The following is a 23,707-nucleotide window of genomic DNA, read 5'->3' as shown; positions in this document are numbered from 1 at the left end:
TAAATGGGCCGTGACGGGCACACACACCGACAGCAGCGTGGAAGCGGTTTCGGAGATGCTCGTAGCCAGCGCCGACCTGATGTGGCGACATCTCGCCGACCGCAAGGGGCTGAGCGCGAGCGCGACGCTGGTCCTGGTCCGCCTCAACCGGGAAGGTCCCATGCGAGTCACCGCACTCGCCGAGGCCGAGGGCGCGAGCCAGTCCGGCATGACGCAACTGGTTCAACGTCTGGAAAGCCAAGGGCTCCTGGAACGTTGCAGTGACCCCGACGACGGCCGGGCATGCCTGGTGAAGGTCAGCGAGGGTGGCCGGCGCCTGTGGGAGGAACGTGCCGTTGTCCGCAAGCAGCGCATCGCCGAGTTGCTGGCAGGACTGCCGGAGGACGACCGGACGACGCTGTGGCTGGCCTCCCAAGTCGCGGCCCGACTGGTCGATCAGATGCGCGAGATCGCCGACTCCCCCGACAACTAGGGTGATGCCCGAGACCTTCACACGTCGACAATCACACCGGCCACCATCGCTGCGAACCCTGGGAAACACGTAGTCTCGGTCCGCGCCGGTGCTACGTTGACGCCGACCGCAGGAGGCGCACAGATGTCCATGCAAGGCTCGGTGACCGTGCGGATGTCCGCGCCGGCGGACCGCATTTGGGAACTCATCTCCGACGTACGCAACACCGGGAAGTTCTCGCCGGAGGTGATGGAGGCCGAGTGGCTGGGCGGCGCCACCGGCCCGGCCCTGGGCGCCCGGTTCCGTGGGCACGTCAAGCGCAACGAGATCGGTCCGGTCTATTGGACGACCTGCGAGGTGACCGCCTGCGAGCCCGGGCGTGAGTTCGGCTTCGCGGTGCTCGTCGGGGACCGGTCGGTCAACAACTGGCACTACCGGTTGGAGCCCGCCGGAGCCGATACCGACGTCACCGAATCCTTCCGCATGACCCCGGGGGCGTTCACCACTGTGTTCTCACTGCTCGGCGGGCAGCTTCGCACGCGTCGCAATATCCGTGACATGCGCAAGACGCTGGAACGGATCAAGGCAGTGGTGGAGGACCCGGGGCAATAAACAGCCCGCAACCGGCGACGCGTTGTGGCCGTACCTGTGCGCGAGCTGTGTATCGATGAGGATTCCATCTGTCGTGCCGGGAGGCCATGGCGACGCCGGTTGGAATTTAGTTATGCTTAATATTGCTTAGGCATACATACGGGGGTCGTCCGTCGACGCCCGCACATCTGGAAATCACGCGGTCGGGAGCGATGTGACCAGGTCACTGGTCGTCATCAAGGAGGTCGACATGACTGCACTCATCCCCCCACCCGTCGACCTGAGGTCTCTGCAGCCCGCCGAGCCATTACCGCCGCGACGCAGATTCATCCCCCGGTCACGTCGAGCCAAGGCCGCCATCGCCGGCGGTCTGGTCGTGCTGCTCGTCGCCGGACTGCTCGGCGCGACGTATACGTCCTCGCCGGGCGGCACCTTGTGGGGCGTCCAGAAGGCGATCTTCCCCGACCACGCTCAAGACGTTGCCCTGACCGCTGTAGTCAACGACTTGAAGAAGGCGCAGGACATCCTCGGCAGCGGGCAGCAGCCCACACCGGATCAGCTGACCGACGCGCGCACGGCGCTCAACCAGGCCAAGCAAGGCCTGGACTACGTGTCGCCGTCACCTGAGCGAACCAGTTTGCAGAATCTCTATCTCCAGCTGACACAACAACTTCTGCAGTACACACCCGATTCGGTGCTCCAACTCGCGCCGTTGCCCGTCCCGCCTCCGGCGCCACCGGCCGCCGATCCTCAGCAACAGGACGCCGTGGCACTGACCAGCGGCACCGCGCCCACGTGGGGATACGGCGCGTCCGACGACTACATCCCAGCACCGGCCGGCATTCCGGAATCGCCGATGGCCGATTGGCCGCAGCCCGTCGACCCGCCGATGACGCCCAACCTGAACAACCTGGGCTACTACGACCCATCTTGGGGCCAGCTCTACGGCTACAACCCCGGCGGTTGGTACAACTACGACCTCAGTGGCTACAACCAGTACGGTTACGACTTCATCGGCTTCGACCGGTGGGGATATGACCGCTGGGGTTACGACCGGTGGGGATATGACCGCTGGGGCTACAACTGGGCCGGCTACAACTGGGCGGGCTACGACCGCCACGGCTGGGACCGCAACGGTTGGAACGAATGGGGCCAGCGCCGCGGCTACCCGGGTGACCCACGCCGGCAGGATTGGTATGACCGCTACCACCCGTACCACCAGTACTACCAATGGAAGTTCCACATCCACGACCCGGTGTACCGCCGCACGCAGTGGAACAGAGCCCATGGCTTCAACCCCGACCGGTACCAGGACTGGAACCGGCACCGGGACTGGCACAATCCGCGCAACCGAGATTGGGCACCGCCCGCCCCGCCCAGGGGCATCAAGGTGGACATTCACCTCTCGGTCCCGGTGGTGAACCTGAATGCCTCACTGACGCAGTTCATCTCCGACGACAAGGTGAGGCGTGTCTCCGGGCCGCTGATGAAGGACCTCGCGGACAAATCCGCCCGTGACTTCACCAAGGAACTCACCCGTCCGGTCACCATCCTCACCGGGCCGCCTCAGCTGTCGACGCTCAAGGACAAGTCCGAGACACTCAAGACCAGAGACCAAACCTCCAGTGCACCACCTGCATTGACCGCACCGGTGCCGGCGGCACCGCCGTCGAAGGTGAAACCCGGGTTTACCGCACCCAAACTCGACCCGGTGCCCGCCTACACACCGCCGGCGGCCGACGAGCCGCGGGACAAGCGGGCGCCCAGGCCCGATAACGTGGCGCCGGGAACAGACGACAGCTCCTCCGGGCTGAAGCCCGCCGGCCCGAAGGATGCGCCGGAGCGCCCCGGGGCTCGGCCGTCCGAGCCGACACCGGACAACCCTGCGGTGACGCCACCGGCCGATGCCAAACCGGCGAATCCACCAGAGCCCGAGGTGACCTCGCCCCGCGAAGACTCGAAACCGCGCCGGGACAACCCTGGACGTGAGGCACCGGTGCAGGAAGCACCGGTACGGGAAGCGCCCGCACAGGACGCGCCGGTCCGACAGGAGCCACCGCAACAACGCACCACACCGGAAGCGCCGCGGCAGAAGCCTGCTCCGGAACCGCCGGCCCAAACGCCTGCTCCGGCTCCTGAAGCCCCTGTCCGGCAGGCGCCCGTTTGGCAGCAGCCCGAGCGGCAGGCGCCACCCCAGCGCGAGGCCCCGGTTCGGCAGGAACCCGAACGCCAAGCACCGCCGCAACGCGAGGCCCCGGTTTGGCAGCAACCCGAACGGCAGGCGCCCCCGCAGCGCGAAGCGCCGGTTCGGCAGCAACCCGAACGGCAGGCCCCGCCACAACGGGAGGCGCCGCGGTCTGATTCGGGCCCACGTCAGGCGCCTGAACAGCCAAAGACAAAGGGACCCAAGTGTTCGTCGTTCCCGATGTGCTGAACGCCAGCGTCGGACTGGTCAATCACGGCTGCGCCGGAGCAGCTAGACGATCACCGCGCCCGCTGCGAACGGCAGAACGTATAGCCGGCCTCAGCGAGCGGCGTGTTCGCGCCTGCCCAGCGCCTCGACGACAACGGGCGCCGCGAGTTCGATGCCGAGAAGCAGGTCGTGGAATCGGTGAGGCCGCCCCAGGGTCGCGCGGGTCACGATCCGCCCGATACCGCCTAGGGCCATGAGCCCCGCGAGCATCCGCATCCGGTTCAAGTCCGGTTCGCGGGCGGACGCGGCGTCGAGCCACCCGAGCCCGTATCCCGCGAATACAGGACCCATGAAACGGACGTGAGAGTCCACCGTCGCGTCACCGGTCATTCCAGGCTCGCCACGCACCCCACCGATGAGCTGGACGCCTCCAATTGCGATGCACGTCCATCCGGTCACCCGCCCCAAGATTCTGAGTCCTGTCATGATCTCAGGCTCTCACGGGGACGGATCCGAGCGCGGCGGTCACGGGCATGGCGACATCGGTCACCAACGCCCCGATGCCACCGATTGGTCCTCGGCCAACTACCATGAGGCGTCCCTATGGGTTTTTCCGACGCCTGTTTCGATAGGTCACGGCCCCCGTAGCTCAGGGGATAGAGCACGGCTCTCCTAAAGCCGGTGTCGCAGGTTCGAATCCTGCCGGGGGCACAGTTCAGAGATGGTATCTAGCGGTACTAAAAACCTCTATCCATCGTTTATCCATCGCTTATGGCCCGTTCCAGCAGGTCCGCCACCACGATGTGGACCCTCCCCCGCGCCATGTACTTGTCCTGAGTCATCGAGATCCTCGAATGCCCGAGGTGATCGGCGCCGATGCGCGCTGAGAGGCCCTCGTCGTCGATGAGGGTGGCCACCGTCTTGCGGAAGCTTGTGAACCGTTCTGAAGGTCGAATGTCACAGGAGGACGGCAGGTGAGGACGACATATAGGCGAGCGTCGCGCCGCCGGCTCGACGTTTCCAGCCTGGCCCTGACATTGCTCGGCCTGGCCTCCGGTGTGTTCTCCTATGGTCTGGTCACCTGCGCAGACGCCAACGCTCTCGTTATGGCCCCGTCGATTGTTGCTGTCGCAATCGGCATCACTCACGTGATAAAGCGCGAAGCCCGTCGCGGGTAAATGTCGGCCAACTCGACGCTTCCGCGAGGTTTCTGACGAACAGGTATCGGCTCGGACACGGCCACACCCCTACTGCTCGTCGACGACAGTCAGCGATGGTGGAGGAGATCCAGCTAACCCTTCGGTGTAGTCTCCGATTCATTCCTGAGGGGGGATCACGGATGACAGAGCGTCTTTCGGTTGACAATCAAGGCTTGAATGCGGCGGCTGCCGATAGTGCGGAAATCGCCGGCTCGCTGGGATCCACTGTGGCGGGCGCGAGCTCTGGTAGCCAGCCCAGTCATGCTGGGGTGTCGGCGATTGACGCTGCTCTGGCGTCGGCGCGGGACCGGCAGGCCACGCGGGTCAGCAACCATGCGCAGTACATGCGGCTGGGCAGCGGGGTGTATCGCCGCACCGATGATGAGGCAGCTGCCACTGTGGTGCGGACGATATGAGCCCTGCCGCATCGTGTGCTGGGGCAGTGCCGGGTCGTTCGCAGATCGAGAACTGGGATATCGATCACCTGGAAACTTCAGCCACACGGTGGCGCGCATCGGTCTGCGAGTTCGAGGAGCTGTTCGCTCAACATCGCCAGAAGGTTAATGCCCCAGGAGGAACTGAGTGGGAAGGCACCGCCAAGGATGCCGCCCTGGACCGCGTCACCGCTGACACTGCCGTGGTCGGCCGGCACGGTGAAATCGTGCGCTCCGCGGCTGATCTCGCGGATACGAGCATTGGGGACCTTCGTGCCGCCCAGCGTGCCGCGATTACCGCGATCATCGAGGCCGAGGCCGATGGATTTAGAGTCGGTGAGGATCTGTCGGTAACCGACACCCGGCGTATCGATATTGCGACGATGGCAGATCGTTACACCGCTGCCGCCGAGCATGCCGAGAACATCCACTGGAATGCCAGCCAACTGCTGGCCACTGACACCCTGATCGGTCAGCGTCTCATCTCAAAAGCCGCTGAACTGAACGGCACCAGGTTCGACGGCGAGGGGACGATCCAGGCCGCCAGCTTCGGGGCTGGCTTCAAGCAGTCACCATTCGACGATCTGCTCACCAAAGAGCAGGCGCTGGCGGCGTGGGAAAAGCTTCAGGCAGACATCGCTTCCTACAACTCCAGATGCGCTGTGCATCTCGTCGGGCCGCTCCCGCCGCCGCAATATGCGGCCTGCCAACAAGAACTAGCATTCCTGCAGGGCCAGGAGGCCGCACTCAGAGCCAGGCTCGCCGACTTCGGTATCCACCCCGGCGAGGGGCCGTTCGGTACCGCCGCAGGCGGGGACTTAACCTCGATTGCCAACCAGATCGGCGCTGAGGTGGCAGCCATTCCCTCAGGCACGGGTGTTTCACAAACTCAGACACTGGCAGAACGGGTGACGGCTCTGCACCTAAACCAGGCTGACGCGGCACGAGTGACAGACATTGCTTCCAGAAGGGCGTTTGGGGAGACGCTCGGAGTGGTGAAACTGCCCGACGGGTCCAACATTGTGTTGCCCACCGCGCTGTGGATGCGGAAAGCAATGCGTATCAATCCCGATGGATCGGTGACCGTGTTCGAAGGTGACCTCACCCAGTTCACGCCGTATTTGGGTCGATGAAGGAGACAAAGATGAATGCCGTCACTACCTCGGTACTCGACTTCGAGGTCTACCTGCTGGTGACCATGAAGTACGGAATGCTAAACCGAAAGGCCGTGCTCGAGGCGAAACTTGCCGAGCATGGACTGTCATTCGGGGATGCCGAACGTACGCATCGCCGCATCGCCGAACTGCTGGCAAACGAACCAACACAGTTCGAGTCACTCCGGGCTCTGATCGGTGCGGAAACGCAATCCAACGAGGTCCTCCGGTTCAGCGGAATACTATGGCCGGACTTCGATTTCACCGCAGAGCCAAGCTCGACTGGGGCAATTCAGTCGGCGGGCTACCAGCGCGCAAGGGGGCGCGTAGTGGTCGCTGATTCTCCGACAGAACAGCCACCGTGGAGCATGGATGCGGCCGATTTCGGCCGACATTTCGGTCCCGTGACGGTCGGTCACCAATCAAGCCTGTTCGACGACACGCTGCCCGCGCACGAGGGGCATCAATTCGATTGGCGTGGAAAACAGTACGGAGCTGGATTCAGCTGGGGGCTGTTCCTGTTCGCTTCACTGATGTGGACCTGAGCCAGGAAGCGTGAAGACCTCGATCTGGAGACCCGGCTTGACCGTCGTTGGCATGTAGCGCGGCTGCGGGAAGGAACCGCAGTTCATCTAGACGACGCGCAGATGGCGCTCAGCCGCCTCTCTGAAGAGGTTTCGCGACTCCCTGATCTTGTCGGCGGGCCCCAGTAGCGTCGTCGGCAGATCGACGCTCAGGGGGATGACAGTGAATCGCACGGTGCAGTACTGGCGGCTGTTGCAGCCGGACGGTGCGCCGCTGCCCGGTGAGTTTCCGGCCGAGCAGGTGGTTCAGCGGCTCAGCCGAGCCGAGGCCAACGGGCTGAACCGCTACCGCCGCTGCCCCGACGGGATGCTGCTGATCGCGCACGGCACACATGATGAGCGGATGCTGATCTTGGACAAGGTGCGGCGGGAGAACCTGCCCAGTATCGGCAGCGCCGCCGGAGCTCGCCGCGCGATCGGGCTGACCCCCGATGAAGGTCTGCTGGAACCGACATATTGCTTGTTCGGTGAGCGCAACATCGTTGCCATGCTGACCAGTGGTGACGGCCCTCGGGCCCGGCGGTTGGTCGACTATCTCGAGTACAAGCTCGACATTGCGGTCGGCATCGAACCAGTGCTGACCCAAAACCTCGACCAGGCGCTCGATGAGATGAGCGTGTCGCGGGTGGACGTCGCGATTCCGGCCAATCGCATCAACCGCGATCTGGTCGGTGGTGACTGGGTCCAAGCGCTCGACGGCGCCCGCGCACTGGCCCACGATGGCGTCGTCCGTATCGGGATTTCGGTGGGCCGTCGCGGAACGGGCGCACAGAAGGACACGATCCGCCGGCGGATCCGCGAGCTGATCGACACCCTGCGGGGTTCGGGCGCGCTCTCGGAGTTCGAAAGTGCGCGTGTTGTCGGATCGATCAGCGGCACCCCGCAATCGGTTGACCTGCTCGAAGACCGATTCGTCGAGCGCACCATGGTCGACGCCGACCGGTTGAACGATCCGGAGCGCTCGACCGCTTATGCGCGAGAGCTGTTGCGGCAGTCGTTGACCCGCAACCGTGAGTATCTGCTGTCCGCCGTACCTGACGTTCCGGGCGTACCCGCGCACTATCCCGACACACTGATCGAGATACCCGACGATGAACGCGAATAAGCACCCCGTCCTACGGTTCAGCCTCCGGGAACGGCTGCAGCACAACTGGGTTCGCCATCAGTGGGCCGACTGGCTGGTGGCGGTGGTCGTCGTCGGCGGATGGCTGGCGCTCGGCCGGGTCGATGGGCTGCCGTGGGCGCTGACCGACGTTCCCCACGACGCCCGGCGCACCACCTACCAGATCCTGGCCACGGTGGCCGCCACGATGGGCGGGTTCACCCTCACCAGCATCTCCATCCTGGTGAACCTGCTACGAACACCGATGACCACCGTGGACAAGCTGTTACCCGCCGACGACAAGCGTCGGGTCGGTGCGGCATTCGTCGCGGCGCTCCCCACCCTGTTTTCGTTGTTCGTCGCGGCGCTCGTGGGGCTGACCACCGATGCCAACCTCGATACCGGTTACTGGTGGTTACAGGCGACGATCATCGGCGCAGCCGTGGCGGCCATGGCGTCGCTCGCGCGGGTCGTGTGGATCCTGCGACGCCTGCTCGCCCTGTCGTCGGACTGATAGACCGCGACGCTCAATTCCCGACGAGGGGCCGACCACTGGCCTGCCAGGCTGTCATCCCGCCCTCGAGCTCGACCACATCGGTATAGCCCAACGACTTCAGCGTGGTCGCGGCGGTTGCGCTCATGGGCCCGGTTCGGCAGTAGATCGCAATCACGGCATCACGATCACCGGGTAGCCGGTCGGACTGCTCGGCGATCCGATCGAAGGGAATCGACAGGTCGGTACCGGGAATGTCGCCTTGATACGGCACGTGCACATTGATCGTCAGTGTGTCGGATTGCCCGATGGTGGTGGTGAATTCGTCTACACCGACCAGCCGATGGTGGGCAGCGGGTGCGTCCGCCCGGGGTGCGGGCGATCCGCCGCATGACGCGACGGCCACCGAGACGACAACGGCCGATACCACTACCCATCCGCGCTTGGACATGTCGACAATCATACCCCCTGGGGGTACTTGCGGAGCGCTTCGCGACGGTGCTACGGTCGCTGCGTCCGATACCCCCTGGGGGTATACAACGAAAGGAGCGGCACCAATGACAACTTCGTCGACGCAGGTCGATTGGCATATGCGCGGAGAATGGTTCGACGTGTGCAGCTGCAAGTTGCCTTGCCCGTGCAGCTTCGCCCAGGAGCCCACGCACGGAGATTGCTTGTTCACCCTGGTGTGGCACGTCCGCGAAGGGCATTACGGCAGCACTGATTTGGCGGGCCTCAGCGTGATCGCACTCGGCGAGTTCGCGGGCAACATGTGGATCGGCGACCCCAACGCGACGATGAAGTTGATGTTCTACATCGACGAAAAGGGCGACGCCGCCCAGCGGGAGGCACTCGAGCGCATCTTCACCGGCAAGGAAGGCGGTTGGCCGGCCGAGTTCGCCAGCCTGATCGAGGAAATGCGAGGCATCGATTACGCCCCCATCCGTTTCGAGGCCGCCGACGATCTTGCCTACTGGCGCGCCGAGATCCCGGGCAAGGTCAACCTGCGGGTGGAGGCCCTGACTGGTCCGACAGCCGATCCGAACCGCCGGGTGACCACAACCAACGCACCGGGCGCCGAGGTCGGCCCGGGCCAGGTTGCGACATGGGGCGTGGTCAAGGAAGACCACGCCGTAGGTTTCGAGTGGTCGCATGAGCACAGCGGCGGCTCGAGCAAGCACTTCCCGTTCGATTGGCGCCCCGGGTCCGAGAACGCGGCCTCCGATCCCGCAAGCGAGCAAGTCTCGTCGTCCTGCACCTGCGGCTGCTGAGTCCGTCGCGAGGCCCGGGCGGCAGGCACCCGTTCTGCCGCTCGGGCCTTGGGTAAATAGTCCCACAGCGGGCAAAATTCACCGCGCCGCTCGGCTACATCATGCGACACAGGTGTCACAGCTGCCGACTGGCAACACTCCGACAAGCGCCCCGCCGGTCTCATTTCCCTTGGCAAAAGAATTCAAAGGCCTGACCGGGAAGAGCTCCGCGAGAGCAAATACGCTGCACCGCGAGGTCCCAGGCGATTGCCAGGAACATGATGAGATGCACTAATGTTATTTACAGACGGGGGTCTTGAGCTCGTACACAGCTAACAAAACCCGGAGGCGAGAAAGATGCGTTCGAAACTGAAGAAGGTCGCGGCAATCGGGCTGGGCACGCTGGCGGTGCCGGTCGGCGTAGCAGTCGCAGCAGCCGCTCCAGCGTCGGCGGGTCCTGAGATCTGCGCGACGGGGCCGTACGGCTATGTGCAGGCTTGCGTGGAAGGTCCCGGCTGGGGCCGTTGGAATGGCTGGCATGGCCGCGGCCATGGACACGGCCATGGCGGCTGGGACGATTGATTCGGCCTTGACCACGGGGTAACGCCGTGGCGTGAATCCGAGAACGGATTCCGCCCCGGCGTTATTTTTTTGCCACGACGTCTGACGCGTCCACATACCCACCACCGTGGTTGCTGTGACCACTGCCCCACTCCGGCGTTCGTCTGCCTGGCCACGATGGCGGGGTCGAGTCACCTTGGATGCGGCCAGCCCATCGCTGCGGCCGCGGGTCCTGCGCATCTTTGTCGCCCTGGTGTGGTGCTGCGGCCAGTATCGCCCCCCGCGCCCATGATGCTGACATGCAGAAACCTCCGTAAAATCACGCCAAAATTTTCTAGCACTCGCCTGCATCGAGTGCTAATATCGGCGATGCACAGTGATTGGCTGCCCGCCAGGGTGGCGGGCTCTGAGATCGCACGGGAGGTGAATTGCTGTGCTTCGTTTTGATCCGTTCAGCGACCTTGATGTTTTGACCAGGAGTTTGCTGTCAGGGGATTCCGGGTCAGCACGCACACCGAGGTTCATGCCGATGGACCTCTGCAAGATCGGTGACCACTACGTCTTGACGGCCGACCTTCCCGGTGTCGATCCGGGCTCGGTGGACGTCAACGTCGACAACGGCACACTGACCATCTCGGCGCATCGAACCGCCCGTTCGGAGGAATCCGCGCAGTGGCTCACCAATGAGCGCTTCTTCGGAAATTTCCGGCGCCAGTTGTCGCTCGGCGATGGAATCGATACGTCGGCGATCTCTGCCACGTACGAGAACGGTGTCCTCACCGTCACCATCCCGATGGCCGAACGTGCCAGGCCCCGCAAGATCGAAGTGGCGCACGGCGCCGACCGCAAGTCGATCGAAACCACCACTGTCGATGCGGACTAGTTGATCCCGCCGCGGCGGTCCAGCCTGTACTTCAGGTTGGACCGCACCGCGGGCCATTCGATGTCCAGAATCGAGTAGACGACGGTGTCGCGTCGCGATCCGTCGGGCAGCAGTTGATGACTGCGCAGCACACCATCAAGCTTGGCGCCCAGCCGCTCGATCGCCGCCCGGCTGGTGAAATTGAAGAAGTGGGTGCGCAATTCCACTGCCACGCAATTCAACTCGTCGAAGGCGTGGCCCAGCATCAACAGCTTGGTCTCGGTGTTCACACCGGTGCGCCGGACATCGGCGACATACCAGGTGTGGCCGATCTCCAGTCGCCGGTTGGGCCCGTCGACATTGAGATAACTGGTGGAACCCACCAACCTGCCGTCGAGAGTACGGACCACGAAGCTGACGCCGTGGTCGGCCTCGCGCAGCGCGAGCAGGTGCCGCACCCATTCGGCCGCGGCGCCGGGCCGCGGCGGCGCGGTGTACCAGAAGGACCCCAACTCACCGTCGGAGGCGACAGCGTCGATCTCCGGTACATGGCTGGTGGTCAACGGCTCCAACGTCACCCAGCGCTGCCCGGTCAACGTCACCGGCGACACGAATTCACTCACGATCGTCCCAACGTCGACACCAGAGACCACACAGAGCACAGGGCGGCCAGCACGCCCATCGCGCCACCCAGATACAGCCCGTACCCCGCGGCCACCGGACCTTTGACATTCAGCATGTAGTACCACACCGTCAGCGCCACCAGGGCGAGCGAAATCGCCAGCCCCGCAACCGAAGCCCAGCGCTGCGACAAGCCACGGCCGGCCATTGCACCGGCCACGATCAGGCCGGCGCCCAGCAGGACGATCAGCTGCCCGGCCCCGAATCCGGATGGCAGCACAATGCTGCCCACCGCGCCCCCGATGGCGTTCGCCCGGCCGCCGCCGTCGACACTGGTGGTCAGCCATGGCAACCAGGCCACCACCACGAGGACAGCGGCACACAGGGCTACCAGCCACCCCGGGGCCACGCGCCGACCTGGACGCAGACGAACCATAGCGACGAGACTATCGGGTGTGACCGAACTACCCGACTGGGCCAGACAGCTCGATCTAGCGCCTCATCCCGAGGGCGGCTGGTATCGCGAGACGTGGCGGAGCGAACTGACGGTGAGTCAAGCCTCGCTGCCTACGGGCTACTCGGGACCGCGCAGCGCCGGTACCGCTATCCTGTTTCTGCTCATGCCCGGCCAACAGTCCGCCTGGCACACGGTGCGCAGCGCCGAACTGTGGTTCCACCATCGCGGCAGCCCGTTGGTGCTGGAGACCGGTGCGGAGAAAGACACCGCGACAAGCCTTCTGCTGGGGCCGGATATCGCCGCCGGGCAGCACCCGCAACTGCTGGTGCCGCCCGGCCACTGGCAACGCGCCGCGCCACGCGATGACGAGCCGGCCCTGGTCAGCTGCGTGGTGGTGCCGGGATTCGACTTCGCCGACTTCGCGCTCAGCCCTGCAGCGACGACAGATTGAACCCGGCCCCGGTCGGGTCGGTCAACGCGGCCAACCGACCGTAAGGGGTGTCCTCAGCCGGGCGTACCACCGAGCCGCCGTTGGCGACGACGAGCTCGATCGTCTTGTCCACGTCGTCGGAACCGAAGAACGTGGTCCACGCCGACGGCGCACCCTCGGGGATGAACGCCGATCCGTCCATCACCCCGACCAGCGCCTGGCCGTCGAAGTTCGCAGTGCTGTAACGGAATTCATCGGTATCTGACACGACTTCGGTGCTCCAGTCGAAGACCGCCCGGTAGAAGTCCAGCGCCTTGGCGTAGTCGCTGGTGGTCAACTGGTGATACACCGGCGCGCTCGCCTCGTTGAACACCGCGAAACCCTCGTGCCCACCCGGTTGCCAGATACCGAAGATCCCGTTGGCGGTATCGCTCATCATCGCCATCCGTCCCTTGGCCGGAATGTCCATCACGCCACCGCAGTTGCCTCCGCCGGCCGCGACGGCAGCGGCCACGGTGGCGTCGGCATCTGCGGTGTGCAGATAGGTGGTCCAACCGTCAGGTGCGTTCCACTGCGGGTCGTTGCGCATCAGGCCGGCGACCACCTGGCCGTCGACCGACGCGGTGACGTAACCGCCGTACTCCGGGCCTCCGGTCTCGTACGTCCAGCCGAACACGGCGCCGTAGAACTGCTGGGCACGCTCCAGGTCGGACGTGGCCAGGTCGATCCAGGTGGGGGCGCCCAGCGGCGCGCTCTGACGGATAACCACGATATTGCTCCTTCACGGATTGGACAGTCGCTAGGTCTGACTGTCACCGTGCGGAAAACTCATCGCTGACTGCCGAGCAGACGCAAAACTGCCTGTTGCCGCGTGAAACGGAACCGTTCTGTGTCTGTTCGTGGGAACTACGGATAGCGCGCGGAAATCGTCGCGCGGTGCTCGGCCGGCGAGCCGAACAGCGAGCGGTTGAGCGCGGCCCGTTTGAGATAGACGTGCACGCCGCTCTCCCAGGTGTAGCCGATGCCGCCGTGCAACTGCATGGCCTTGCCTGCCACCTCGACCGCGGTCTCGGTCGCATACGCCTTGGCCATGGCGACCGCGCGGGGATCCGGGGACGCCACAGCGGCGCTCACGAGTTGTCGGGCCACCGAAATCCGCACGAGCATGTCCGCACAGGCATGCTTGACGGCCTGGAACGAGCCGATCGCGCGGCCGAACTGCTGGCGGACGCCGGTGTAGGACACCGTGGCGTCGAGCATGGCCTGCGCGACGCCGAGGCTGTCACACGCCACGGCCAGCGCACCGCGGTCGACGAGCGATCGCAGCTGCTGCTCGGCGTCGCCCTCGAACTTCCACACCGCGTCCTCGTCGACCTCCACGCCCTCGGCCGTCACAGTGGCCAGCCTGCGGGTCTCGTCGAGCACCGGTTGCTCGGCGACCGACAGCCCGGGGGCGTCGGCGGCCACGTCGACCAGCACCGCGACACCGTCGGCATCACGCGCGGGGATCAACAACCGCTCGGCGCCGGCCGCGTCGGGTACGAAACCCGCCCGGCCGTGAACCCGCCAGCCAAGCCGTGTGATGGTCAGATCGAAGGGCGCCGCCTCGCCTGAGCCCGACATGGTCAGCACCGCCCGAGTTTTCCCCGCCACGACGTCCTGCGTCAGCGCGTCCCGGGGTTCGTTGGGTTGCAGAGCATTCAGCGCGCCGATCGCCATGACAGCTCCGCCCAGGTAGCCGGTGGTGGCCGCGGCCCGACCCAGCTCCTCACAGATGACCGCCACTTCGGCGAACGTGGCTCCGGCACCGCCGGACTGCTCCGAGGCGTCCAGCCCGACCCAGCCCGCCGCGACCAGCAGCGGCCATTCGATGCTTTCCTTGGCCAGCAGATCGGCTGCGACCGAACGCAGTTCGTCATGGATCGCCGCAAAATCAGGAACGTCGCTCATCACACCGCACTCGGCTCTCGGGGCAGGCCCAGACCGCGCTCACCGATGATGGTGCGCTGGATCTCGCTGGCGCCGCCGGGGATGGTCCATTCCCACGACCCGATGAAATCGAGCATCCAGGCGCCCGACTCCCAGCCGCTGGAGGCCGGTTTGGCCAGCACGGTGTGCGCGTCGAGGCCACCGAGCTCGGCGCCGAATCCGGTCATTCGCTGCAACAATTCGCTGTAGTAGAGCTTGACGATCGAGGCGTCGGCCGGTCCGGCCTGCCCGGCCTCGCTGCGCTCCACCAGATCCCGGCACAACCCGCGCAGGCCGGTCAGCTCGATCTCGAACTGCGCCAACCGGTCCGCCACCACGGGATCGTCGAGCGGCGCGGCGGCGAGCAGCCACTTGAAACCCGCGTTGCCGAGGCGCTCGGACAGTTCCAACATGGTCATGCCGCGTTCGGCGCCGAGGGTGGCCTGGGCAACCTGCCAGCCCTTGTTGAGCGGGCCGATCAGGTTGGCCGCGGGCACCGCGACGTCGTTGAGGAAAATTTCGCAGAAATGCGAATCCCCGACGGCGTTTCGGATCGGCCGCACGTCGATGCCAGGGGTGGTCATGTCCATCAGGAAGTAGGAGATGCCATGGCGTTTGGGGGCTTCCGGATCTGTACGCGCCAGCAGCAGACACCAATCGGCATGGAGAGCACCACTGGCCCACAGTTTCTGGCCGTTGACGATGAACTGATCGCCGTCGGCGCGGGCGGTGGTGCGCAGCGCGGCGAGATCGGATCCTGCCTCCGGCTCGGAAAAACCTTGTACCCAGATCTCGCCGTCGACAATGGCGGGCAGGTGTCTGCGCTTCTGCTCCTCGGTGCCCGCTGCCAACAAAGTGGACGCGGCATGGTGGATCCCGACGAAGGCCAGCACCAGCCGGGGCGCGTCGTGGGCGGCCAACTCCTGATACAGCACGATCTGCTGTGGAACCGACATGCCGCCGCCCCATTCGGCCGGCCAATGCGGCACCGCGTACCCGGCGGTGTGTAGCTCAGCGAACCAGGACTTCTGGAACGCCACGAACTCGTCATCACCGACGCCGGTCTGGTTGGCGCGCCAGTCTTTCGGGACGTGGGCGGCACACCAGTCCCGCACGGTGGCCCGAAACTCCTCGAGCTCGCTCATGAGAACAACCCGGTGAGTCCGCGCCGCCCCAGCCGCTGCGTCAAGGTGTCGCGCGTTTTGGACACGCCGAAGGGTAAGCGGCGCAACGGCTGACTGTAGCGCGACAGCCACGACAACGTGGTCTCATCGCAGAAGCCGACCGCGCCGTGCAGCTGATGGCACACGCGGAACACCACCTCGGCGGCTTCGATCACGGCCAGCCGCAATGCCAGCGCATCGTTGATCGCCTCGTCGGCCGGATTGGTCACCAGGCTCCACAGTGCGTATTTCGCCACCATATCCACGCCGCTGCGTTCCACCTCGGCATCGGTCAGCTGGAACTGCACACCTTGGAACGAGGACAGCGGCTGGCCGAACTGCTTGCGCAGGCTGACGTGTGCGACCGTCAGATCGATGGCGCGGTCCAGCATGCCGAGCAGGGTCCACGACGGCAGGGTCAAAGCCAGTGCCACGTCGTCGAGACCGTCGCTGTCGGCCGCGGCAAGCTCCAGTGCGGTGGCGAACGACGGCCCGGACGCGCCGATCCCGCTCACCGTGCTGCGCTCACCGTCCAATGTGACGGCGGCCCAACGGTTGTCGAGACCTTCCAACGAGGCTTCCGGTGCGTCGGCGTCGACGACGACCAGCCCGTCCACCTCGAGGTCCGCCGGGCGCGCCAATCGCTCGGCCACCGGGTACGGCAGCGCCCAGTAGCCGGCGCTGCGGCACACCGCGGCCGCCGCTTCCAAAGAGTCCGCGTCGGTGCGTGGTTCCAGCTCGAACACGCCAAGACCGTCCAGCACCGGGGTGACCAAGCCGGCGCGGGTGTCCGGCTTGGCGTCGGCCTGGGCCAGCAGCTGATCGCCACCGGCGGCTTCGAACGCCTTCAGGGCCTCGCGGCCGAACTCTTTCGCGTCATCGCTGAGATCCAGAATCATCGCGTCACGCCTTTCCGGCCAGCATGGTCCGGGACAGCAGGATGCGTTGCATCTCGATGCTGCCCGAGGACACCGTCGACGCCTGCGAGTAGCGCCAGTGATCCTCGACCTCGGCGCGGAAGTACTCGGTTTTCGGACTTTCACCGCGTGGCACTGCCGCAGCGATCTCCATGAGCACTTCGGCACTCTCTTGATCCAGCCGCGTCACGGCGATCCGATATGCCGCGGAGTCACCGGGATTCACGCGCCCGGTGGCCTGCATCGACACCACGCGGTAGGCCATCAGCCGGGCCCGGCGGCAATGCGTGAGCATCCGCGTCCACCGGCCCCGCAGTTCGGCGGGCAGTTCCTCCCACCTGTCCCCCAGCACGTCGGGTGCGGCCTGCAGCAGCCGTTCACACCGCGCATACCGGGCGATGCCGACGCGCTCGAAGGACACCACGTCCTGCACGATCGACCACCCCTGATCCACCGTGCCGAGCACATCTTCCTCGGTCACCAAGAGGTCGTCGAAGAACACCTCGTTGAGATGGTGCGGGCCCATCATCGTGCGGATCGGGCGCACCGTGATCCCGGGTGAGTCCATCGGCACCAGGAAGATGGTCATGCCCTGTTGCTTCTTCTCCCCTTTCGAGGTCCGGGCCAGCAGAAAGATCCACTGCGCCATCGTGGCGTACGAAGTCCAGATCTTCTGACCGTTGACCCGCCACCCGTCACCTTCCCGACGCGCGAACGTCCGCAACGACGCCAGGTCCGATCCGGCCTCCGGTTCGGAAAAGCCTTGGCACCAGATCACTTCACCGTTGGCGATCGGCGGCAGATGCTTGCGCTGCTGTTCTTCGGTGCCGTGCCGCATGATGATCGGCCCCACCCAGTTGACGCCCATGTACTGGGCACCGCGCGGCTCGTGGTGTGCCCACATCTCCTCGCGCACCACGGTCTGCTCCCACACCGAGGCGTCACCGCCGCCGAACTCCTTCGGCCACGACAGGCACAACAGGTGCTGCTGCGCCAGCGTCCGGCAGAACTGCTGGGCCACCGCGAGATCGGCGGGGTCATCGGTGAACGCGCCGAGAAAGTCGGCGGGCACCTGGTCGGCGATCAGTGCGCGCAGCTCACCACGCAGCGCATCGGCGGCTTCGCCAAATTCGAAATCCACTCCCGGCCTCTCTATTTCGTCCTGGCCGCATCCAGCTCGGAAAGCACTGCGTCGGTGTCGGCCCCGAGCTCCGGCGCATACCCCGCGATGTGGCCGGGGGTGCGGGAGAACCAGGTCGGCACACCCGGCATCCGTACCCGGCCGTGCGGGGTGTCGATGGTCTCGAACAGCCCGACGGCATTGAGGTGCTCGTTGTCGAACAGCGCGTCCGGGGTGAGCATGGGTGCGGCCGGGATTTCCAGCTCTGCGAACAGGTCCAGCCACTCCGCGGTGGTGCGTTCCTTGAGCGTCTGGGCCACCAGGCCGTACACCGTGTCGATCTGTCGGGCCCGCTGTTCGAGCGTCGCGTACTCGGCGCTGTTCCAGGTGGGCTGCACCCGGTCGATGAATGCGTTCCAGTGCTTGTCGTTGTAGACCAGTGCGGCGATGTGGCCGTCCTTGGTCTCGTACGGCCTGCGGTTGGGGGTGACCGCCCGCGGGTACACCGCCGGACTCAGCGGAGGGTCGAACATGGCGCCGTTGGCATGTTCGACGAGCATGAAGGAGGCCATCGTCTCGAACATGCTGACCTCCACCTCCTGCCCCTCTCCGGTGCGTTCCCGGTGGAACAGCGCCATCGTGGTGGCGTACAGCGCGGTCAACCCGGCCACCTTGTCGGCCATGATGGTGCCGACATACGAGGCTTCACCCGTCAATTGCTGTTGCACAGCGGGCAATCCGCATTCGGCCTGGATGGTGTCGTCGTAGGCCGGGCGGTCGGCGTCCGGGCCGCGCCGGCCGTACCCGTAGCAGTTGGTGTAGACGATGCCCGGGTTGATGGCCGCCACGTCGTCATAGCCGAAGCCCAGTTTGGAGATGGCCTTGGCACGCATCGAATGGATGAACACGTCCGCATCGGCGATCAGCGCACGTAAATCCGCCTTGCCCTGCTCCGACCGCAGATCCAGCACCACACTGCGCTTGCCGCGGTTGACGTTGACGAAGACGCCGCTCATGCCTGGCACCGGCCCGACCGAAATGTACCGGGTGTTGTCCCCGGCCGGGGTCTCGACCTTGATCACGTCGGCACCCATGTCGGCCATGATCTGGGTGCAGTACGGCCCCATCACCATCGCTGTCAGGTCGATGACCCGAACCCCCTGCAGGGGACCGCCGGTCATGCTTTCACCCCTTGCGCGGCGCGACCGAAGCTGTAGCGGATGTGCTCGGTGTGACCGTCGGGGACCACCGGGAAGATCACCGGTTCACTGATGTCACGGATACGGTCCATCTGCTCCCCGACTTCCTCCACAGTCCACGCCGGCCGGTACACCCCCGGGCTCTCGACCACAGCGGCACGCGCCAGCCTTCCGGCGATCGCCACGAAGTATTCACCTGTGACCGAGCAGGTTTCGTGCGCCAGCCAGCCGACGGCCGGGGCCACCAGCTCCGGCCCCATCGGCGGATAGGCCGACGTGTCCAGCCCCTCGGCCATCCGGGTCACCGCACCGGGCACGATCGCGTTGCACAGAACGCCTCCAGCGGCGCCTTCGAGCGCCACCACGTTGCACAACCCGAGGATGCCGGCCTTGGCCGCCGCATAGTTCGCCACCTCGTGGTTGCCGTAGAGCCCGCCGATCGAGGAGGTCAGCACCACCCGGCCGTATCCGGCCTCGCACATCAGCGGAAACGCCGGGCGCACAACGTGAAATGCGCCACGCAGATGCACGTCGAGCACGGCTTCGAAATCGTTGTAGGTGAGCTCCTTCAGCGATCCGCGGCGCACCGTACCCGCGTTGTGGATGAGGATGTCGACGCGGCCGAACTGCGCGACAGCCTTGTCGATGATGGCCTGCCCGCCCTCAGCAGTGGCCACCGAATCGGTGACGGCGACGGCCTGTCCACCGGCCGAGACGATTTCGTCGACCACCTGCTGGGCCGGTGCGGCGTCGGAGCCGTCGCCGGTGAGGCTGCCGCCCGGGTCGTTGACGACCATCTTGGCGCCCCTTGACGCCAGCAGCAGGGCGTATTCGCGGCCCAAACCTCGGCCGGCGCCGGTGATGACAGCGACGCGATCGTCAAATCTGAGTGTGCTCAAGCGAAGGGCTCCTCGCCCTCGAGTTTGGTGCGCTGCAGCAACCGGCCCGAGGCTGGGTCGTATGGCGTGGCCCGGTGCATGGTGCCGGTGTTGTCCCAGATGACCAGGTCACCGACGGTCCACTTGTGCCGGTAGGTGAATTCGGGCCGGGTAGCCCAATCCCGCAGCCGCACCAGCAGTTCGGCACTACGCCGGAAATCCACGTCGACGATGTGCCGCGCGGTCGCACCGAGCACCAGCGATTTACGGCCCGACTGATGCGTCCACACCAACGGCAGTTCCCGATCGCCGATCGCCATCATGCGCTTGAGTGTCTTGGCGTTGGGCTCAGGGTCGTAGTAGAACAACGTGTTCCACGCCGAGTGCATGACCCGTAGGCCCTCGATCTCGGCCTTGTCCTCGTCAGCCAGGTCGTCGTAGGCAGCGTAGGTGTTGCAGAACTCGGTGTCGCCTTCTTCGGGGTTACCCAGTGCGACGCTCTGCAGCAATGAGGCCAGGATCGGTACCTCGTTCATGGTGCCGTCGATGTGCCAGTACAACGAGCCCTTCAGGTAATCGGCCTGCTTGTTCACCTGTGTGTCCAGGGACACCTTGTAGAGCTTCTCGCCCTGGTGCTCGGCGGCGAACCTCCCGAGGGTCTCGGTGAACGCGATCTGCTCGTCATCGGTGAACCCGATCTGCGGGAACACCAGCACGCCGCGCTGCTCCAGCAGTTCCCGGATCCGCCCGGCATGTTCACCGGAGAGCAACGTGGCCTTGTCGGCCCGGATCTCGGTTCCGATGCGCGGCTGGATGTCCCGGGTATCGAGCACAGTGGTCATCGTCATGTGGTGAGCTCTAATCCGTCGAGGTCGCCCTTGTCCCGCCATTGGGCGATCAGCTCGTCGAAGGCGTAGAAGCCAGGCGAGTAGAAGTCGCCGAGGAATGCGCCGTTGCGTTCCGCGCCACCCCGGCCCTCGTTGTTGTAGTAGCCGGGCGTGCAGGACAGTTCGAACGCGGAGTTGTCGATCGCCAGCTCGCGGACCGTGGACACCCAGGCGTCCTGTCCCTCCTTGCTGGGCTCGACGGTGGTGGCACCGCGGTTCTGCGCCTCGGCGATGATGTAGGCGATGTGCTTGGCCTGCTGTTCGAACATCGCCGTGGTGTTGGCCGATACGCCGCCCTGGATGAAGCCCATGAAGAACTGGTTGGGGAATCCGCGGCTGGTCATCCCGTGCAGGGTCTTGTAGTCGTTGCGCCAGTAGTCGAACAACGACAGCCCGTCGCGGCCTTCGATGCGCTCGATCGCGAACCGTCGGCTGATCTCGGTGGAGATCTCGAAACCGCTCGCGAAAATCACGCAGTCGACTTCGTATTCGACGCCGTCGGCGACTATTCCCTTTTCGGTCAGCCGCTCGACACCCTTGGAAGCCGACACATCGATCAGCGTCACATTGGGGCGGTTGAACGTTTCGAGGTAGTGCTCGCTGGACGTCGGCCGCTTGCACATGAAGCGGTAGTACGGCTTGAGCGCCTCGGCGGTCTCCGGATCCTTGACGATCTCGGCGACCAGGCGGCGCAGCCGCTCCATGATCTTGAAGTCTTCCTCTTCTCGGAAGGCCATGATCTGCTCGATGGTCACCTCGGCCGGGTTGTCACTGGCCGCGATCCGGGCCGTGAGGTTGCGGCCGAGCTCGGTCCAGAAGTCGCACACCAGGTCTGGTTCGCCGAACACCACGCCGACGAACGGCGACCAGTTGTGGAAGTTGCGCTTGCGTTCTTCCTGCCACCCAGGTTGCAGCGACGCGGCCCAGGCCGGATCGGTGGGGGGGTTGGTGCGCGCGTCCACCGATGACGGCGTGCGCTGGAAGACGAACAGTTGTTTGGCGTCGCGGCCCAGGTGCGGCACGAGCTGGATACCCGTCGCACCGGTGCCGACGAGGGCGACGCGCTTGTCTGCCAGTTTGTGTAGGCCGCCGTCGGCGTCGCCGCCGGTGTAGTCGTAATCCCACCGCGCGGAATGGAACACGTGCCCGGTGAAGTCCTTGATACCCGGGATACCCGGCAGCTTCGGCCGGTTGTAGGAGCCTTGCGCCATGACCACGAACCGGGCCCGGATCTCATCGCCCCGATTGGTGCGGATCTGCCAACGCTGAATCGCGTCGTCCCACCGCAATTCACGCACCTGAGTGGAGAACAGGGCGCCGTCGTACAGGCCGAAATGCTTGCCGATGTTGCGGCAGTGCTGGAAGATCTCTGCCCCGTCGGCGAACTTCTTGCTCGGCATGAAATCGAGTTCTTCGAGCAGCGGGATATAGCAGTAGGCGTCGTTGTCGCACTGGATTCCCGGGAAACGGTTCCAGTACCACACCCCTCCGAAGTCGCCGGCCATCTCGATGACGCGGATGCCCTCGACGCCGGCCTTCTTCAGGTACGCCCCGGCCAGTAGGCCGGCGAAGCCGCCGCCGAGGATGACGACGTCGGAGTCCTCCACGATCGGGTCCCGCTCCGTCGGAGTGGTGTACGGATCGACCTCGTAGAACTCGGCGAACTCACCTTCCAGCTCCAGATACTGATCGGCGCCCTCGGGCCGCAGCCGCTTGGCACGCTCGGCGGCGTACTTCTCCCGGATCGCGTCGATGTCGATGTCGGTCGGCGTATCGGTGGGTCCGCACGTACTTTCGGTCATGCGTTGGCCTTCTCCGGCAGAGCGGCCGGGTGCAGCGGGGCGGGCATGTCGTGCACCGCGGGCAGCACTTCGGCGGCGAACAGCTTGGTGGACTCCATGGCCTTCTCGTACGGCATGGTGCCGAACTGCGGAACGATGGTGACCTCGCAGAACGAGCAGGCCTCCTGAGCGGCCTTGAGCTTTTCGAACACCGTCTCGGGGGTGCCGATCAGCAGGTTGGAGGCGTGGTATCCGGGCGGGCCGCCCTTCTTCTGGTTGCCGACTTCAGACGCCAGCACCGCCGTCGCACTGGCCTCGCGAGCAGCGTAGGCCTCATAGCCCTTGACGCCCTTGAAGTTCGACGCATCGGCAAAGCCGTAGTGCACGTTGACGTCGCGGTTGGCGGTCCAGATCCACTCCTCGGTCTGGGCCACCTCGTCCTCGGAACCCACGCAATACATGAACATCACGTTCTTCGGCTGACAGGGGCCGAGGCCTTCTTCGGCGCGGAAGGTGTTGACCTTGCGCACCTCTTCACCGGCGTCGGTGATCGGCTTGTTGCCGACGAACAGCGGCACCATGCCGCGCCGGGACAGGATCTCCAGCGACTCCGCCGTCGAGGACGAGCTGTAGATGCGGTCGAAGAGGTCGGTGCTGATCGGCTCGGGGCGCAGCGACATCTCCGGGAAGCTGAAGATCTTGCCGTCATAGGAGAACCGCTCACCGGAGAAAGCCAGCTTGAGGATGTCTAGCGTCTCGTTGAAGCGGTCGCGGCTCTCCTCGCGGGGAACGCCGACCGCGGCGAACTCACCCTTCGACACCCCGCGGCCCAGGCCGATCGTGGTGTAACGCCCGTTGGAGACGATGTCGAGATAGGCGATCTGGGTGGCCAACCGGATCGGGTTCCACCACGGCACCACCGCCACGAACGTGCCCAGGCTGACCCGTTCGGTGCGCCCTGCGAAGTAGGTCAGGGCCTGAATCGGGTTGGGTGTCATGCCATATGGCGTGCCGTGGTGCTCGGGAAACCAGATCCCGTCGAAGCCGAGCGGCTCGGCGAGGTCGCCCAGGGCCAGCGCGGCTTGCACACACTTGTAGTCCGGCGTGGCCGGCGGGGTACTGAAGTCACCGGCGAGCACGCGCTCCCAGTCGTGGGAGTTCTGCGCCCCGGTACCCAAATTGACTTTCATTA

General features: G+C 65.4%; 26 protein-coding genes, 1 tRNA gene and 1 pseudogene. 13 read left to right on the top strand and 15 right to left on the bottom strand.

All coding sequences use genetic code 11. The features are described from left to right. The first annotated feature begins 10 nt into the window (after positions 1–10). The 3 genes from K6L26_RS07340 (at position 11) to K6L26_RS07330 (ending at position 3,476) form a co-directional block, all read left to right on the top strand. Positions 11–472, top strand: coding sequence for a MarR family winged helix-turn-helix transcriptional regulator (locus tag K6L26_RS07340; protein ID WP_109749052.1), 462 nt, complete (start codon positions 11–13; stop codon positions 470–472). Between the two features lie 129 nt (positions 473–601). Further along, a complete protein-coding gene (locus tag K6L26_RS07335; RefSeq protein WP_043368730.1) occupies positions 602–1,063 on the top strand; it encodes an SRPBCC family protein in 462 nt (153 codons plus the stop codon). Between the two features lie 229 nt (positions 1,064–1,292). After that, on the top strand, positions 1,293–3,476 hold the full coding sequence (locus tag K6L26_RS07330) for a hypothetical protein (RefSeq protein ID WP_047038697.1): 2,184 nt from the start codon (positions 1,293–1,295) through the stop codon (positions 3,474–3,476). Positions 3,477–3,566: 90 nt separating this feature from the next. On the opposite strand, the gene K6L26_RS07325 is transcribed toward K6L26_RS07330, so the two are convergent. Then, complete coding sequence (locus K6L26_RS07325; RefSeq protein WP_064896840.1) at positions 3,567–3,941, bottom strand: DUF4345 domain-containing protein; 375 nt, start codon at positions 3,939–3,941, stop codon at positions 3,567–3,569. Between the two features lie 152 nt (positions 3,942–4,093). Here K6L26_RS07325 and K6L26_RS07320 point away from each other — a divergent pair. Continuing rightward, positions 4,094–4,166, top strand: a tRNA-Arg gene (locus tag K6L26_RS07320). Positions 4,167–4,213: 47 nt separating this feature from the next. Here K6L26_RS07320 and K6L26_RS31965 read toward each other — a convergent pair. Then, positions 4,214–4,387 (bottom strand): annotated as a pseudogene (locus K6L26_RS31965) (site-specific integrase); the annotation flags it as partial. 407 nt (positions 4,388–4,794) lie between these two features. On the opposite strand from K6L26_RS31965, the gene K6L26_RS07315 reads away from it, so the two are divergent. From K6L26_RS07315 to K6L26_RS07295, 5 genes are all read left to right on the top strand, one after another. Then, positions 4,795–5,070 carry a hypothetical protein gene (locus K6L26_RS07315; RefSeq protein WP_043368739.1) on the top strand — a complete coding sequence of 92 codons (276 nt, stop codon included), beginning with the start codon at positions 4,795–4,797 and terminating at the stop codon, positions 5,068–5,070. Next, entirely contained in the window at positions 5,067–6,221 is a 1,155-nt protein-coding gene (locus K6L26_RS07310) for a hypothetical protein (RefSeq protein WP_064896841.1), read from the top strand. Before K6L26_RS07315 ends, K6L26_RS07310 begins: the two co-directional genes overlap by 4 nt. Before the next feature lie 11 nt (positions 6,222–6,232). Further along, entirely contained in the window at positions 6,233–6,787 is a 555-nt protein-coding gene (locus K6L26_RS07305; RefSeq protein ID WP_019345743.1) for a hypothetical protein, read from the top strand. Positions 6,788–6,983: 196 nt separating this feature from the next. Then, positions 6,984–7,931 (top strand): hypothetical protein, encoded by a 948-nt coding sequence (locus tag K6L26_RS07300; protein WP_019345744.1) that lies wholly within the window; start codon positions 6,984–6,986, stop codon positions 7,929–7,931. After that, complete coding sequence (locus K6L26_RS07295) at positions 7,918–8,442, top strand: hypothetical protein (RefSeq protein ID WP_019345745.1); 525 nt, start codon at positions 7,918–7,920, stop codon at positions 8,440–8,442. The genes K6L26_RS07300 and K6L26_RS07295 overlap by 14 nt, the downstream gene beginning before the upstream one ends. A 13-nt stretch (positions 8,443–8,455) precedes the next feature. Here the strand turns inward: K6L26_RS07295 and K6L26_RS07290 are convergent, their stop codons facing one another. After that, entirely contained in the window at positions 8,456–8,872 is a 417-nt protein-coding gene (locus K6L26_RS07290) for a rhodanese-like domain-containing protein (protein WP_043368743.1), read from the bottom strand. A gap of 106 nt (positions 8,873–8,978) precedes the next feature. On the opposite strand from K6L26_RS07290, the gene K6L26_RS07285 reads away from it, so the two are divergent. The 3 genes from K6L26_RS07285 (at position 8,979) to K6L26_RS07275 (ending at position 11,115) form a co-directional block, all read left to right on the top strand. Further along, entirely contained in the window at positions 8,979–9,692 is a 714-nt protein-coding gene (locus K6L26_RS07285) for a DUF1326 domain-containing protein (protein WP_076216414.1), read from the top strand. A gap of 336 nt (positions 9,693–10,028) precedes the next feature. Beyond that, positions 10,029–10,253 (top strand): hypothetical protein, encoded by a 225-nt coding sequence (locus tag K6L26_RS07280; protein ID WP_076112062.1) that lies wholly within the window; start codon positions 10,029–10,031, stop codon positions 10,251–10,253. 412 nt (positions 10,254–10,665) lie between these two features. After that, positions 10,666–11,115, top strand: coding sequence for an Hsp20/alpha crystallin family protein (locus K6L26_RS07275; protein ID WP_036392234.1), 450 nt, complete (start codon positions 10,666–10,668; stop codon positions 11,113–11,115). On the opposite strand, the gene K6L26_RS07270 is transcribed toward K6L26_RS07275, so the two are convergent. Both K6L26_RS07270 and K6L26_RS07265 read right to left on the bottom strand, forming a co-directional pair. Next, positions 11,112–11,717 carry a GNAT family N-acetyltransferase gene (locus tag K6L26_RS07270; RefSeq protein WP_064896843.1) on the bottom strand — a complete coding sequence of 202 codons (606 nt, stop codon included), beginning with the start codon at positions 11,715–11,717 and terminating at the stop codon, positions 11,112–11,114. The genes K6L26_RS07275 and K6L26_RS07270 overlap by 4 nt on opposite strands. Continuing rightward, entirely contained in the window at positions 11,714–12,151 is a 438-nt protein-coding gene (locus tag K6L26_RS07265; protein ID WP_043368720.1) for a hypothetical protein, read from the bottom strand. Before K6L26_RS07265 ends, K6L26_RS07270 begins: the two co-directional genes overlap by 4 nt. A 19-nt stretch (positions 12,152–12,170) precedes the next feature. Here K6L26_RS07265 and K6L26_RS07260 point away from each other — a divergent pair, with 19 nt between their 5' ends. Next, positions 12,171–12,623 carry a cupin domain-containing protein gene (locus tag K6L26_RS07260; RefSeq protein WP_064896846.1) on the top strand — a complete coding sequence of 151 codons (453 nt, stop codon included), beginning with the start codon at positions 12,171–12,173 and terminating at the stop codon, positions 12,621–12,623. Here the strand turns inward: K6L26_RS07260 and K6L26_RS07255 are convergent. From K6L26_RS07255 to K6L26_RS07210, 10 genes are all read right to left on the bottom strand, one after another. Next, entirely contained in the window at positions 12,598–13,371 is a 774-nt protein-coding gene (locus tag K6L26_RS07255; protein WP_019345753.1) for a VOC family protein, read from the bottom strand. The genes K6L26_RS07260 and K6L26_RS07255 overlap by 26 nt on opposite strands. A 137-nt stretch (positions 13,372–13,508) precedes the next feature. Next, entirely contained in the window at positions 13,509–14,552 is a 1,044-nt protein-coding gene (locus K6L26_RS07250) for an acyl-CoA dehydrogenase family protein (RefSeq protein WP_109749053.1), read from the bottom strand. Beyond that, a complete protein-coding gene (locus K6L26_RS07245) occupies positions 14,552–15,715 on the bottom strand; it encodes an acyl-CoA dehydrogenase family protein (RefSeq protein WP_064896850.1) in 1,164 nt (387 codons plus the stop codon). The genes K6L26_RS07250 and K6L26_RS07245 overlap by 1 nt, the downstream gene beginning before the upstream one ends. Beyond that, positions 15,712–16,632 carry an acyl-CoA dehydrogenase family protein gene (locus K6L26_RS07240; RefSeq protein WP_064896852.1) on the bottom strand — a complete coding sequence of 307 codons (921 nt, stop codon included), beginning with the start codon at positions 16,630–16,632 and terminating at the stop codon, positions 15,712–15,714. Before K6L26_RS07240 ends, K6L26_RS07245 begins: the two co-directional genes overlap by 4 nt. Before the next feature lie 4 nt (positions 16,633–16,636). Further along, positions 16,637–17,791: an acyl-CoA dehydrogenase family protein gene (locus tag K6L26_RS07235; protein ID WP_064896854.1), complete on the bottom strand. Its 1,155-nt coding sequence runs from the start codon at positions 17,789–17,791 to the stop codon at positions 16,637–16,639. 11 nt (positions 17,792–17,802) lie between these two features. Further along, the gene (locus tag K6L26_RS07230) at positions 17,803–18,951 is read right to left on the bottom strand and encodes a CaiB/BaiF CoA transferase family protein (RefSeq protein ID WP_064896856.1); all 1,149 of its coding nucleotides are present in this window, start codon (positions 18,949–18,951) and stop codon (positions 17,803–17,805) included. Beyond that, positions 18,948–19,868, bottom strand: a complete 921-nt coding sequence (locus K6L26_RS07225; RefSeq protein WP_064896858.1) for an SDR family NAD(P)-dependent oxidoreductase — start codon at positions 19,866–19,868, stop codon at positions 18,948–18,950. The genes K6L26_RS07230 and K6L26_RS07225 overlap by 4 nt, the downstream gene beginning before the upstream one ends. After that, entirely contained in the window at positions 19,865–20,695 is an 831-nt protein-coding gene (locus tag K6L26_RS07220) for a TauD/TfdA dioxygenase family protein (protein WP_064896859.1), read from the bottom strand. The genes K6L26_RS07225 and K6L26_RS07220 overlap by 4 nt, the downstream gene beginning before the upstream one ends. Then, positions 20,692–22,536: a flavin-containing monooxygenase gene (locus K6L26_RS07215; protein ID WP_064896861.1), complete on the bottom strand. Its 1,845-nt coding sequence runs from the start codon at positions 22,534–22,536 to the stop codon at positions 20,692–20,694. Before K6L26_RS07215 ends, K6L26_RS07220 begins: the two co-directional genes overlap by 4 nt. Beyond that, complete coding sequence (locus K6L26_RS07210; protein ID WP_003881896.1) at positions 22,533–23,705, bottom strand: LLM class flavin-dependent oxidoreductase; 1,173 nt, start codon at positions 23,703–23,705, stop codon at positions 22,533–22,535. The genes K6L26_RS07215 and K6L26_RS07210 overlap by 4 nt, the downstream gene beginning before the upstream one ends. Positions 23,706–23,707: the final 2 nt, after the last annotated feature.

The sequence above is a fragment of the Mycobacterium farcinogenes genome (genome assembly GCF_019739075.1).
In the GTDB taxonomy this organism is placed as follows: Bacteria; Actinomycetota; Actinomycetes; order Mycobacteriales; family Mycobacteriaceae; genus Mycobacterium; species Mycobacterium senegalense.
Note: the sequence above shows the minus strand (reverse complement) of the source record. Positions and strands in the feature narration are given on the sequence as shown.

What these genes read in the sequence shown, in the direction of transcription:
- K6L26_RS07300 (WP_019345744.1), top strand. Translation starts at nt 6,984, where the DNA reads ATGACAGTGAATCGCACGGTGCAGTACTGGCGGCTGTTGCAGCCGGAC.
- K6L26_RS07310 (WP_064896841.1), top strand. Translation starts at nt 5,067, where the DNA reads ATGAGCCCTGCCGCATCGTGTGCTGGGGCAGTGCCGGGTCGTTCGCAG.
- K6L26_RS07295 (WP_019345745.1), top strand. Translation starts at nt 7,918, where the DNA reads ATGAACGCGAATAAGCACCCCGTCCTACGGTTCAGCCTCCGGGAACGG.
- K6L26_RS07305 (WP_019345743.1), top strand. Translation starts at nt 6,233, where the DNA reads ATGAATGCCGTCACTACCTCGGTACTCGACTTCGAGGTCTACCTGCTG.
- K6L26_RS07230 (WP_064896856.1), bottom strand. Translation starts at nt 18,951, where the DNA reads ATGACCGGCGGTCCCCTGCAGGGGGTTCGGGTCATCGACCTGACAGCG.
- K6L26_RS07280 (WP_076112062.1), top strand. Translation starts at nt 10,029, where the DNA reads ATGCGTTCGAAACTGAAGAAGGTCGCGGCAATCGGGCTGGGCACGCTG.
- K6L26_RS07220 (WP_064896859.1), bottom strand. Translation starts at nt 20,695, where the DNA reads ATGACGATGACCACTGTGCTCGATACCCGGGACATCCAGCCGCGCATC.
- K6L26_RS07215 (WP_064896861.1), bottom strand. Translation starts at nt 22,536, where the DNA reads ATGACCGAAAGTACGTGCGGACCCACCGATACGCCGACCGACATCGAC.
- K6L26_RS07245 (WP_064896850.1), bottom strand. Translation starts at nt 15,715, where the DNA reads ATGAGCGAGCTCGAGGAGTTTCGGGCCACCGTGCGGGACTGGTGTGCC.
- K6L26_RS07250 (WP_109749053.1), bottom strand. Translation starts at nt 14,552, where the DNA reads ATGAGCGACGTTCCTGATTTTGCGGCGATCCATGACGAACTGCGTTCG.
- K6L26_RS07330 (WP_047038697.1), top strand. Translation starts at nt 1,293, where the DNA reads ATGACTGCACTCATCCCCCCACCCGTCGACCTGAGGTCTCTGCAGCCC.
- K6L26_RS07290 (WP_043368743.1), bottom strand. Translation starts at nt 8,872, where the DNA reads ATGTCCAAGCGCGGATGGGTAGTGGTATCGGCCGTTGTCGTCTCGGTG.
- K6L26_RS07240 (WP_064896852.1), bottom strand. Translation starts at nt 16,632, where the DNA reads ATGATTCTGGATCTCAGCGATGACGCGAAAGAGTTCGGCCGCGAGGCC.
- K6L26_RS07210 (WP_003881896.1), bottom strand. Translation starts at nt 23,705, where the DNA reads ATGAAAGTCAATTTGGGTACCGGGGCGCAGAACTCCCACGACTGGGAG.
- K6L26_RS07285 (WP_076216414.1), top strand. Translation starts at nt 8,979, where the DNA reads ATGACAACTTCGTCGACGCAGGTCGATTGGCATATGCGCGGAGAATGG.
- K6L26_RS07335 (WP_043368730.1), top strand. Translation starts at nt 602, where the DNA reads ATGCAAGGCTCGGTGACCGTGCGGATGTCCGCGCCGGCGGACCGCATT.
- K6L26_RS07265 (WP_043368720.1), bottom strand. Translation starts at nt 12,151, where the DNA reads ATGGTTCGTCTGCGTCCAGGTCGGCGCGTGGCCCCGGGGTGGCTGGTA.
- K6L26_RS07315 (WP_043368739.1), top strand. Translation starts at nt 4,795, where the DNA reads ATGACAGAGCGTCTTTCGGTTGACAATCAAGGCTTGAATGCGGCGGCT.
- K6L26_RS07325 (WP_064896840.1), bottom strand. Translation starts at nt 3,941, where the DNA reads ATGACAGGACTCAGAATCTTGGGGCGGGTGACCGGATGGACGTGCATC.